Below are 12719 nucleotides of genomic sequence, written 5' to 3' on the forward strand. Positions count from 1 at the left end.
GTAAAAAGAAGATGAGCATTCGTCTCAAACGTTTTTCGTTATCAATGACTTTTCCAGATTATTTGGCACAGTTGTTTTCAATGTGAGAGCTGTTATTTTTTAAAACACGCTTCCTATTTTGAGATTGGGAGAGAGAGTCATGCGTTTGTCGTGCGAATTTCTCCCTTAAAGCCCCAAAATAGACTTCATTTCATCCTTAGAAATCGTGCTATCATCCGCACCGCCATCTAAAATCGTCGATACCATGTCACGCTTACTATCCTGTAGCGCCATAATTTTCTCCTCGATCGTACCTCGGGTAATCAAGCGGATGACTTCCACCGTTTTCGTTTGCCCCATACGATGAGCCCGCGAAATGGCTTGTTCTTCGACCGACGGATTCCACCACAAGTCAATCAAAATGACGACATCAGCAGACGTTAAGTTGAGTCCTGTCCCGCCAGCCTTTAGTGAAATCAAAAACGCATCTCTCGAACCAGCATTAAAAGCCTTGACCATTTTCATCCGATCTCTAACCGGCGTTGACCCTGTCAACTGATAGCTAGAAATCCCCACTTCTTCCAACTGTTTCTCAATATGCGGAAACATCTTCCGAAACTGAGAAAAAATGAGTGGTCTATGCCCAGCATCCTTGATTTGCTGCAAGAGCTCTGCCAAACTTTTGAGTTTACCAGATGTTCCTGTATAATCAGGCATAAATAAAGCAGGTGTGTCACAGATTTGACGTAAGCGTGTAATTCCCGCCAGAATTTCTATCTTCGAGCGTGAAAATTCATAGTCGTTCATACTTCTCACACGATTTTGAATGACCTCAAGCTGTGCCAGATAGATAATCTTTTGTGACTCCTCAAGCTCACTATACTGAATCATTTCAAGCTTGTCTGGTAATTCCAGAAGGACATCTTCTTTCCGACGACGCATCACAAATGGCTGAATCATACGAGAAATCGCATCATGTTTCAGTCTACGAAATTTTTTTCGGTCTCCTAAAATCCCTGGCATGATGATTTGGAAAATCGCCCAAATTTCATCAACTCGATTTTCAATAGGTGTACCAGATAAAGCAAAGGTATGGTCAACCTTGAGTTGAGACAATGCTTTGTTTGTCTTAGAATTAAAGTTTTTAACCGTTTGCGCCTCATCAATCAGTAAATAATTCAACTTAAGTGTTTGATAAGTGTTCACATCTTTCAAAAAGCTACCGTAACTCGTGATAAAAATCTGTGTTCGAGGACTATCTAACAACTTTGAACGTTCTTCCTTGGTGCCATCCACAACGACAATCTCAAGATCTGGCGCAAATTTAGCAAACTCACTTGACCAGTTATAAATCAGACTTGACGGTGAAACAATCAAGGCCATATCACCTTGAACCAAATTGCTTGCCAGATAAGTAATCGACTGCAAGGTCTTGCCTAAGCCCATATCATCAGCAAGTACACCACCCATGTGATAGCTGCTCAGCATATTCATCCAACGCACACCGTCTTCTTGATAGGGTCGCAAAGTCGCTTTTATCTGCTCTGGTTTTTGATACGGAAAATCGTGTGGGTGAATCAAATTATCGTATAAGGCTTCAAATTTTTTCGAGAATGAAACACCCTCTTTTTCCCCAAGAATTTTAGAGAGTTGGAAGGTTTTAAAAGTTGGGACAGCAATTTTGCCTTCTTTGACCTGAACTGCATCTGACATATCTGTCAAGACTTGCTTAACCGTATCAAACTGTTCATCAAGCAAGATAAGTTGACCCGAATCAGTCACGTAATAACCCGCATTTTCCTGAAGCCGTGTCACAAGTTTTGAAAATTCTTGCTCAGGCACATGAGGTAAGCTGAAATTGATTTCTAATAAGCCACCTTTTTGATCAATGTCAATATCAAAATTCTCTGTGACTTGTAATTCTTGAATACTGGATGAAAGGGTAACATCACCTAATTTAGCAAATTGTGGCAGAATTTCAGCGAAAAATTCATAGATTTCCTCGCCTTTTGGGGGTACCGTCTGCGTTTCAAAGCTAACCGGAAAACCTGAACGTTTGACCAAATCAAAAATGCATTTTTCTAAGCGTAGGTGCCGTGAAAAATCAAGGGTATCCAAATCCTTAAAATTGGTAATCTGAAAATCACCATAGTCAAAAGCAATTTGCAAAGTTAGAAAATTCACCAAGTCAAAGCTAAATCGTGGTTTAAATGGACGAATTTTAAAGGCATTCGGTGCCGCAACGTAACCCAACTTTTCAAAAATTTGTAAAGCCTGAGCCAACTTATCCTTGTCATCATAATCAAAATGAATTGTTCTCAGGCCATCTGTCGCCATTGGCACCTTGGCTAAAAAATTCAATAACTCTAACTGCTCAGGATCTAACTGATAGAAAATATGATCTCGATAAATCATCTCACCGTCAAAAAAGGGCTGACATGCCATCTCTCTAATCGTCAACTCGATGACATCATCCAGAGGTTTAACCTCGAATTGGTACAGGTCACCTTCAGCATCTAAAGGCAAAACGCTGAAATATTTGACTGGTTTTTCTGAAATTTTCATCGAAAAATCCATTGCCGCAGTCAAGGGCAAAAGTTCCGACAGCAGACCGGCATGAGGGACAAAATATCGCCCCAACTTACGAAAAAGACTCGTCAAGGCCAATTCTTCTTGGCTCGGCGCAATTTTTAGTAGGTAATTTAAAAAGTCTTGACTGGCTTGATCAAAATGTGACAGTAGTAGTGTCACATAGTGCGAGTTGCCAAGCAGATAAGTGCCACCTTTTCTGAGCAAGGTAATAAAATGCGGAATATCTTTAATGACATAAGCCCGAGATATAGTGGATAGACGAATTCTGAACGTAAAGGCCAAAAATTTACCGCTATAGTAAAAAACTTCCATCAACTGGGAATCAGAAACCTCAACTTCTAGGGTTAATTTTTCTGATTCGTTTGCCCATTTATCATCGTTGATTTTAGCTAGAAAGTCAGCAGATGCTTGCAATTCTTTTGATTTTTCGACCTCAGCTTCATATGCTTTCTTTTCTTCCTCAACTGCTTCAATATCTGCTTTTTTCAGATATTCTTCAACAGCAGCGATATGTTGACAATAGCGCTTATTGCGTTGAAAGACATCACAAAAACACAAATCATTTTGACCGTCTAAATCATAAACGACTTGCTCACCATCAACATCAGCCGAAAGTTTCATTCCATTGACAGACACATCGTTCATCAATCCTTTATCAAAAAGTTCCGCACCTTCGGCACGGATGCGCGCTGGCATCATTCGGCTCATATTATTTGTCCTATCTTCAAAGCATTTTTTAAAAGGTTAATACTCAAAATTTCCAATCTTTATTTTTAGTCAGCATTGACCTAACCAACGGATTTTTTGTTATGACTTTTTTTGGTCTAATGCACTTAAATTTTGGCATTATTATACCATATTTTCTAGAAAATTTCAGAGATTTTCTGTGTTTCTCTACGATTTCACTTCGTGAAGGCTGGCATCATTTCCAAAAAGGCTTGGATTAACCTATCTCGGTCGATAAGCCATTGCTTCCGATTATCCTGCAAATGAACACGATTTGACAGGAAAATCACAGCTTGCCGAGTCTTTAAGTTTAACAGAATAAAAGTACCTGTGTAGCCTGTGTGCAGCAACCATTGCCCCAAAACGGTTTGAGCAGTTTTTGAGTTTGAGAGGAGGTCAAGTCCAACCAAATCCCAAGCCAAGCTGCGAGGTTTGTCTGCTTGGGCATAATCTTGCAATAAATCGTGGTAGGCTGGGTTGGCAAAATAAGCTTGAGAAAAGGCAATCAGGTCGTCTAAATCTGAAAAGAGACCTGCTGATCCAGTATGTCGCCCCAAGATCTGAGCTTTAGGATCATGGACAAGTCCTCTAGGTAAGTCCCAAGCTGTCGCAACTGTTTTATCTGGTGCGATAAATCCTGTACGAGACATTTTGAATGGCTTAAAGACTTGCTCTTGTAAAATATCTGCTAAATCCTGACCATAGATAGCCTCTAACATGAAACCCAGTAAAATGAAATTCACATCGGTGTAATGAAAGGTTTTAGCCATTGTGACACTTACCTGATTAAGGGCTGTCCGAAGTTCGTCGTATCCCAAGCTGTTCCGATTTTCAATAAAGGGGTCAATGCCTGAGGTATGTGTCAAAAGTTGCCGAATGGTAAGTGAGGTTCTCCCCCGTCCTTTAAACTCTGGATAATGCGTAATTAGTAACTCATCAAGTCCTAGTTGTCCCGACAGGATTAAGTCAATCATCAGGGTACCAGTGCCGACCACCTTGGAAACACTCGCTAAATCATAAGCCATCTCTGCTTGCAACGGAACTGGTTCTGGCTTCAAACGATTATAGCCGATGATATATTTTTGTATATCCGAGCCATTGACAATTGCAAAAGAAGCACCTGGGAAAATGCCAGATGCGACGTATGCTTTCACAAGTTCAAGAGGGGTATCCACTGATGCGCCAATCATTTCATGAACCAGATTTCGATGTTCTGACCATCTGTTAGGGTCAAAATTTTACCTTTTTTATCAACATAATAGTCTAAGCCCAAGTCCTCTAATTGTTTCGCAATTTGGTGCAAATCAACTGTTGATGCCACTTCAAATTCAATAATTTCAAGATCCCAAACTTCCTCTGGATGAGTCAACAAATCTGACCCTTGCGCTTCAAAATACGAAAGTTGACCAAAGGGCAACTGAACGACATGGTTTTCTTCGCTTAAACCAAAGCCGTCAACGTAAAATGCCAAAGCATCTTTTAAGTTACTCGTATTCAATTGAATATCAACAATTTTGATATCCTGTGTCTTAGACTGACTTGGAACAATCTCAAAAACATCACCTTCTGGTGAAGTCGCCTTAAACCCTTCTGTAAATTCCGGACTCTCAATCACAATTTTGCGCAATTTCTTCACACCATCTACAGCACGTGTCCGCATACTTGGTGATTCTTCCAAAATTAATCTGGTATCAGCCCATGTTTTAGCTGTTTTGCCACCAAGCATGACCAAAGCATTTTCTTCTGAGATAACTTTCAATCCCAAAGTTTCCCTGTAAAATGCCAAATTCAAATCACGATTGTTGACACGGATGACTGGTACTGCCTTGTTGATATGATCAAAAACTGTCTTCATTTTCTCTCTTTTTCTCACTTTTCTCACGTCATTAAGGTCATTTAAGACATTAAATCAGAGGCACTTTAGTTTTTCGATAGTTTAGCTATCTCTATTATAGTCAACTATGCCAAATTTTACAAAAATTTATCATTTTTTCTGCAACAAATGAATAGATTAGAGAATATTCAAAACAAAGAGGTGCGTTTTTTCTCATTACTGTGCTAGAATAATTTACAGTAAATTGTTGTGAAACCTTATGAAATATGCTATCTTATAATCATGAATTATTTAGAAATTGCTCAAAACAATGCAAAGCAACAGCCCCTGTTGCCCCCTCACGAATCGGAAAATCAAACTTGGAAGTCACGACTTACTTTCATCTGGGCGCTAGTATTATGGCAAGTCTCACAAGCCTTACCTGCGATCACTATAGATCGCCAAGGTCATTTCGAACTTTGGAAAATCGGACTCTTTCTCTTACTTTTTGCCGCTTGTGTCTGGCTCTCTTATATCTGGGCACTCCGATATCATCTGATTCCTAAAATTAACTGGCGTTACTTCCAACTCGGTAAAATCGCAGCTGGTTTCGGACTGATGTTTGTTTCTTCATTAATTTCAGGTATCATCATGACTTTGACTGGAACCAATGGGACTGACAATCAAGATCTTATTAACAATATCGGTAAAGTACTACCACCCCTTGTCTTTGCTATGATGACAACATCTGCTGGATTTTTTGAAGAATTAATCTTTAGGGTGAGTCTGTTTGAACTTGTTTTTAACAAATGGCCTAAAGTCGCAGCTGTTTTTGCATGGGCACTCTTTACCGCAGCGCATGGCCCGACAGACTTCGCGAGTTTCATGACTTATGGTCTGATGAGTCTCGTTTTAACAGGATTATATGCCAAATATCGTAACTTTTACCTTAGTCTATCTATTCATTTTCTCTGGAATACTTTGGTAACGATTGGCTTTTTCCTCATCAAATAACAATTTAATACCATTCAAAAATCCCTAGCCAAAATGATTGACTAGGGATTTTCAAATGCTTGTCATTTAGACAGTAATAGCTTAGATGAAAATAATTTTGAACAAGGCGATGGCAGAAATACCAGCCAAGATTGGTGCCAAGACAGGAACCCAAGCATACCACCATTTTGAATCAGACTTGCTTTCGCCAAGGACAGATTTAGGAAGGATAGCATGAAGGATACGTGGTCCAAGGTCACGCGCTGGGTTAAGACCTGGACCAGTAGGGCCGCCGAGTGAGGCAACAAGTGTCATCACAAGGAAACCAAGTGCCAAATGCGCTACTGCAAGTGAGGCAAGATTACCTGTTGTTAAACCGACAATCCCTTGTTGCACTTTAGTCGCAATGTCCATGTCCGCAACTTTCGTTACAGCACCATTAGCGCCACCTTGTGATGTCAATAATTTATCAATGGCAGGTATGATTTCAGCACCAAAGAAGTTTTTAGTCAGACCAAGTGCGCCGAAGAAAAGGACGAATGAACCAAAGAACTCGTTTAAGAAACCATTGATAGTTGCCCCATGACGTGATGTCGCAGTCCCATCATCAACGTTATCAATCGTTGAAAAAGTTCCAAGGATATGATTTGAGTTTGTTGTTTTCAAGTAGTAAGGGCGGTAAACCATTACGATAACGGCTTGACCAACGATTGCCCCAAGAATTTGTGCCACGATGTATTGTGCCACATGTGCCCATGGGAAGAAACCTGAAACGGCAAGACCAAGTGTGAAGGCTGGGTTGATGTGGTTACCTGAAACGTTACCAAACATCAAAGCAGGGATCATCACCCCACAACCGTAACCCCAAGCGATGGTCATCCAACCTGAAGCGAATCCTTTAGTTCCTTTGAGGTCAACATTTGCGACCGCGCCGTTACCGAGGATAATGAGAATTGCTGTTCCGAGGAATTCAGCAAGATATTTTGTCATCCATGTTACGTCCATTTTTGTGCGTAATCTCCTTTGTTAAGTTGTTGAGTTAACTGATACGAGATTTCAAAAAAAAACCTCAAAATTCAAAACTCAATTGTTAATGATAAGTACCTTATAAGTTTATCAGAAAATACTAGACGTGTAAAGTCATACTGAACACTTTCATGAAAATTTAAGGTTCATTTAAGACCTTTTGATTGAGCTTTTTGTTATAATTTTGTAGAATGCTTGTTTTATTCAGACAATTTGACCGATTAAAAACTCTAATTTAAGGGGACACCATGCAATTCAATCACTTTTCTATTATTGACAAATCATTTGACCAAGAACTGAGCGATTTAGCCAGTCTTGGCTTTAAATTTAATCCCTCACTTTCTGCCAAGGCTAACCTTGAAACTTGGCTGCTGACTGCGCCGATTACAATGTCCAGTTTAGCAGCTACTGATCAAGAAACAGTCCGTGATTTTTTAGATTCCGAAACACCATTAACTTGGGATATTTTTTATGCCATTAGTTTACAGTTGCTTGATTTTGTAGCTGTTTTCGACTTTCAGTTGACAGAAGCCTTGACTTTTGCCAAATTGATTAACTTACCTCTAGTTGACTTGTCAGCTGAACCATCAGCACAGACTATCATATCCGCTATTTACCTCGCCATGAATTCCCGTCGTCAAACTGGTATGACCTTAGTCGAACACTGGGTATCCGAAGGCTTGTTGCCACTTGATAACCACTACCATTTTTTCAATGATAAGAGCCTAGCAACCTTTGATACTAGCCAGCTCATTCGTGAAGTGATTTATGTGGAAAGTTCGGTTGATACGCAAAATCGTGGGCAGTATGATTTGATTAAAGTCGAAATTATTCGACCACTATTTGACGGCAAGCTACCAGTGATTATGACAGCGAGTCCTTATCATTTTGGCACCAATATCAAAGCCAATGACGATAAATTACATCAAATGAATGTAGACTTAGTCGAAAAACCGCTTGATCTGATTGATCTGACTGAGCCGACGATTCCTCAACCAAATTATCCAGCTATTGAGATACCACTTGCCGAAAATAATCAAACCACTGAGCAATTTACCCACACTTGGACCTATTCCCTTAACGATTATTTTCTCGCACGCGGTTTTGCATCAATTTATGTCGCGAGTGTCGGTACACGTGATTCTGACGGTTTCCAGACCTCTGGTGATTACCAGCAGATTGCCGGCGTGACCGCTGTCATTGACTGGCTGAATGGTCGCACACGCGCCTTTACCAATCGCCAAAAAACACATATTTTAACCGCTGATTGGGCCAATGGTCACGTCGCTATGACCGGCAAGTCTTATCTCGGAACGCTTGCTTACGGTGCGGCAACAACTGCTGTCGCAGGTCTCGACGTCATTCTTGCCGAAGCTGGCATTACTAGCTGGTACGACTACTATCGTGAAAACGGCCTCGTCCGCAGTCCCGGCGGTTATCCCGGCGAAGATCTCGATGTCCTCGCCGAACTCACTTACTCGCGAAACCTCAATGCGGCCGATTTTTTGGTCAATAATCCTGCCTACCAAGAACAACTCGCTGACATGAGCATGGCGCTCGATCGCACCTCTGGCGATTATAACGACTACTGGCACGCTAGAAATTATCTGCCACATATAGACAAGGTCAAAGCTGACATCCTTATTGTCCATGGCTTGCAGGATTTCAATGTCACGCCCTCTCATGCCTTTCATTTTTGGCATGCGCTACCAGAACACGTGACCAAACACGCTTTTCTACATCAAGGTAGCCATATCTACATGAATAACTGGCAGTCTATTGATTTTTCTGAAACCATCAATGCATATTTTTCAGCTAAATTATTAGACCGTGACTTGACGCTTGACTTGCCACCTGTTATTTGGCAAAAAAATACTGTCGCCCAGTCATTTGAAAATCTAGCTGAATTTGGCGGACACGATATTGACATCTTGCCACTCGGTCTCGCAGATGAGCAGCAACAGTTTGATAACCACTATCCTGCTGAGACTTTTGCTCAATATAGTCAAAATTTCCAGACCTTTAAAGCGGATTTGTTTGAAGATAAGGCAAATGCTGCCATTATTGATGTGCAGCTCCCTAAGGCTTTACAGGTCAATGGTCAGATGACACTTGATTTGCGGCTGAAATTAAATGATACAAAAGGGATACTGTCGGCTCAGGTTTTAGATTTCGGTGCCAAAAAACGTCTGACGGCTGTCAGCACGCTGCTTGAACCCAAGACCATTGACCGAGGGCGGAATTTTATGTTGGATGATTTGCGTGATCTGACTTTGGTGGATAAGCCTTATCAGGTGGTAACTAAGGGCTTCATGAATCTGCAAAATCGCCAAGAGCTGACGGAGATTCATTCGGTTGTCGCAGATGAGTGGTTTCGGGTTGCCTTGCGTTTGCAGCCGACGATTTATGATTTTGAGGCGGGAGATACACTGCGGCTTGTGCTTTATAGCACGGACTTTGAACACACCGTTCGTGATAATCGGCAAGTGACTTATGCCATTGATTTGGCAAACTCACGACTTTATGTGCCGAAATCTAGCTGATATCTGAAAATGAATCTGATGTGATGACAGCAAGTATATAAAATATTCTGTTAATTATGCTATACTGTTATCAAACTATTTTGTTTAGGAGAACACTTTGAAAAACGACTTTAAGCTAGGTATCAATGCCTATAGCCTCAAAATTATTGCCATTATCGCGATGACACTCGACCATATTAGCGGTACATTTGAAAATCATTTATCCCTTACTGCACGTGTGCTACTCATTACGCCCGGTGGCTTAACTTTTCCGATTATGGCTTTTTTACTCGTTGAAGGCTACCAGCATACACGTAGTGTCAAAAAATATGGGCAACGACTTTTAATTTTTGCTTTTGTAGCACTTATACCTTATATACTAGCTTTTCAAGTGCCAATTTTAGATGTACTATTTACGCTATTTTTAGGACTCAGCATCCTCTATTTATATGATAATATGACAAATCGCATCGGTTTTTGGTTTACCTTTGCTGGCTTTGTCTTACTTTCATCTATTTGTGACTGGATGCTCATGGGTGTTCCTATGATTTTATGCTATCACGCTATTAAGAGCCCACTTAAACGACTCATTATCCCAATTTTATTTCCTATCATTTTAACTGGCTTAGATATCTTTGCCACCTTAAATATGGATACAAGTCAGACACTTATGACAATGTTACCCGAAATGCTTTATGCGGTGATTGGTTGTGGTGCCACAATTCCCTTGCTCTATCATTATAGCGGCGAACGAGGCAAACCGATGAAGTACTTCTTCTATGCCTTTTATCCAGCTCACCTCTTAATCTTAGCTATCATTCGGATGATTTTTTTCTGAAGCATTCAAAAATGACCTCGACAGTGAGGTCATTTTTTTATAAAGTATAACTCAGAACGTGAACCAAGTCACCATCAGTTGAATGTTTATTTTCTTCAACGATTTCAAATCCAAGACCTTGCCAAAAAGCCAGACCATTAGGGTTATTCTCAAGGACAGCTAGCCTAACTTTGCTCATACCAATACTACGGAAATAAGCTATTTGTTCCGTCACAATCGCACGGCCAATCCCCTGCCCTTGTAGCGGTTTATCAACCACAAGTAGACCGATAAAAACAGTTTGCTCATCTGGATACCCCAAAACATAATCTAAAACACCAAGTGGTCTGCCTTTATCATCTGTCAATAAAAAATATCTCTTATTTTCCGTCGCAATCTGTGCTGGTCCTGACTGCACATCATCAGCAACTTGTGCTAGCGTTACAGCACTATTTGGGCTCAAAGCAAAATAATCCCGATTACGCTGATAAAGCGCCAAAATCTCAGGATATTTTTCGTCAGTTTCAACCAATAAATAACAAAACATCGTTATTTGATAAACTGCGTCAAGTGATTGACAGCTTTTTCCTTGCCTAACAGATAAATCGTATCTGGCAGCTCAGGACCATGCATTTCACCAGAAACGGCGATTCGGATTGGCATGAAGAGATTTTTTCCTTTGATACCTGTTTCCTTTTGCACTTCTTTAATCAGTGGGAAGATGTTGTCTTTAACATAATCTGCATCCGCCAAACCTTCAAGTTTTTCTTTAAAGGCTTTGATGACAATCGGTGCAGTCTCAGTTTCTAAGACTTCTTTTGCAGCATCAGATAATGATGGAAAGGCAGCATAAAAGAGGTCCGTTAAGGGCACGATTTCGTCTACTGATTTTAACTGAGGTTGGTAAAGTTCAACCAAATGTTTCGACTTGTCATCCAAACGACCAGCAGCTTCCAAGAATGGTTTCGCCATGTCAAAAATCTGTTCCAAATCAGCATGTTTGATATAGTCATTATCCAACCAGTCTAGTTTCTTTTGGTCAAATGTTGCGGGTGATTTAGACAAACGATTTTCATCGAATAAGTCAATTAATTGGGCTTGAGAAAAGATTTCCTCTTCGCCACCAGGATTCCAACCCAACAAAGCGATAAAGTTGAAAACAGCCTCAGGCAAATAACCTTTTTTACGATAATCTTCGATAAATTGCAAGGTATTAGTATCACGTTTTGATAATTTTTTACCCGTCTCAGAGTTGATAATCAAGGTCATGTGACCAAAATCAGGGGCTTCCCAGTCAAGGGCTTCATAAATCATCAATTGTTTAGGGGTATTGGCAATATGGTCATCGCCACGAATAACGTGAGAAATTTGCATATCGTGGTCGTCAACAACAACAGCAAAATTATAAGTTGGATAGCCATCGCGTTTCTGAATAACCCAGTCTCCGCCGATATTTTTACCTTCAAACTCAATATCGCCTTTCACGATATCATGCCACTTGTAGATAGAGCCCTCTGGTACTCTAATTCGAACAGTTGGCACGATGCCGTCAGCCTCACGCTGGGCAATATAGTCTGCAATTTCAGCTTCAGTCAAGCCAGCGTATTCGCTGATATAAACGGGTGGTAGTCCTTTAGCTTCCTGTGCGTCACGGTCAGCTGCGATTTCTTCTTCTGTCTTGTAAGATTTATAAGCCTTACCTGATGCGAGCAACTCATCAATATACGTTTGATAAAGCGACAAGCGCTCAGATTGACGGTAGTTGTCATGCGTTTCAGGAGACTCATCCCAGTCAATTCCGAGCCAACGCAAGTTATCAAGCTGTGAACGCTCACCGTCCTCAACATGGCGTTTACGGTCTGTATCTTCGATACGAATGATAAAATCGCCACCATGATGACGGGCATACAGGTAGTTAAAAAGCGCAGTCCGAGCATTTCCGATGTGTAATAAGCCAGTAGGCGATGGTGCATAACGCACACGAATTTTGTTTGTCATTTTTACGTCCTTAATCTAACTTATAAACCAAGATTGGTTTATAAACTTTTGTTTCAATCGTCATTCCTATTTTACCAAAATATCAAAAAAAGCGCTAACTATGCAGCGCCTTAATTTTCTTTATTTTCCCGAGTTTGACAGTTAAAACTAAAAAATACACCCCCAAAAGCTATTATATCAAGGGATATGATAGTTTTTTACAACTTCACACTTGTTGTAGACGGTTGGTTTTGATATAATATAAATATGGCAT

9 protein-coding genes are annotated in these 12719 nt (G+C 40.5%); 3 read left to right on the plus strand and 6 right to left on the minus strand.

Annotated elements, in window-relative coordinates:
- Positions 1-165: 165 nt before the first annotated feature.
- From ACYQ21_RS12860 to ACYQ21_RS12870, 3 genes are all read right to left on the minus strand, one after another.
- Positions 166-3279 (minus strand): SNF2-related protein, encoded by a 3114-nt coding sequence (locus tag ACYQ21_RS12860; RefSeq protein WP_460058844.1) that lies wholly within the window; start codon positions 3277-3279, stop codon positions 166-168.
- A 194-nt stretch (positions 3280-3473) separates the two neighbouring features.
- Complete coding sequence (locus ACYQ21_RS12865; RefSeq protein ID WP_460058846.1) at positions 3474-4487, minus strand: serine hydrolase domain-containing protein; 1014 nt, start codon at positions 4485-4487, stop codon at positions 3474-3476.
- Positions 4484-5152 carry a CppA N-terminal domain-containing protein gene (locus ACYQ21_RS12870; protein ID WP_460058848.1) on the minus strand — a complete coding sequence of 223 codons (669 nt, stop codon included), beginning with the start codon at positions 5150-5152 and terminating at the stop codon, positions 4484-4486. Before ACYQ21_RS12870 ends, ACYQ21_RS12865 begins: the two co-directional genes overlap by 4 nt.
- Before the next feature lie 261 nt (positions 5153-5413).
- Here ACYQ21_RS12870 and ACYQ21_RS12875 point away from each other — a divergent pair, with 261 nt between their 5' ends.
- On the plus strand, positions 5414-6124 hold the full coding sequence (locus tag ACYQ21_RS12875; RefSeq protein ID WP_460058849.1) for a CPBP family intramembrane glutamic endopeptidase: 711 nt from the start codon (positions 5414-5416) through the stop codon (positions 6122-6124).
- 81 nt (positions 6125-6205) lie between these two features.
- Here the strand turns inward: ACYQ21_RS12875 and gla are convergent, their stop codons facing one another.
- Positions 6206-7108: an aquaglyceroporin Gla gene (gene gla / locus ACYQ21_RS12880; RefSeq protein ID WP_460058850.1), complete on the minus strand. Its 903-nt coding sequence runs from the start codon at positions 7106-7108 to the stop codon at positions 6206-6208.
- A gap of 269 nt (positions 7109-7377) precedes the next feature.
- On the opposite strand from gla, the gene ACYQ21_RS12885 reads away from it, so the two are divergent.
- Both ACYQ21_RS12885 and ACYQ21_RS12890 read left to right on the plus strand, forming a co-directional pair.
- Entirely contained in the window at positions 7378-9672 is a 2295-nt protein-coding gene (locus ACYQ21_RS12885) for a Xaa-Pro dipeptidyl-peptidase (RefSeq protein ID WP_460058852.1), read from the plus strand.
- Positions 9673-9769: 97 nt separating this feature from the next.
- Positions 9770-10489: a TraX family protein gene (locus ACYQ21_RS12890; RefSeq protein WP_460058855.1), complete on the plus strand. Its 720-nt coding sequence runs from the start codon at positions 9770-9772 to the stop codon at positions 10487-10489.
- 37 nt (positions 10490-10526) lie between these two features.
- On the opposite strand, the gene ACYQ21_RS12895 is transcribed toward ACYQ21_RS12890, so the two are convergent.
- Both ACYQ21_RS12895 and gltX read right to left on the minus strand, forming a co-directional pair.
- Positions 10527-11015 carry a GNAT family N-acetyltransferase gene (locus ACYQ21_RS12895; RefSeq protein WP_460058857.1) on the minus strand — a complete coding sequence of 163 codons (489 nt, stop codon included), beginning with the start codon at positions 11013-11015 and terminating at the stop codon, positions 10527-10529.
- Between the two features lie 2 nt (positions 11016-11017).
- A complete protein-coding gene (gltX, locus tag ACYQ21_RS12900; protein ID WP_460058858.1) occupies positions 11018-12466 on the minus strand; it encodes a glutamate--tRNA ligase in 1449 nt (482 codons plus the stop codon).
- Between the last annotated feature and the right edge of the window lie 253 nt (positions 12467-12719).

The sequence above is a fragment of the Pseudolactococcus yaeyamensis genome (genome assembly GCF_054658615.1).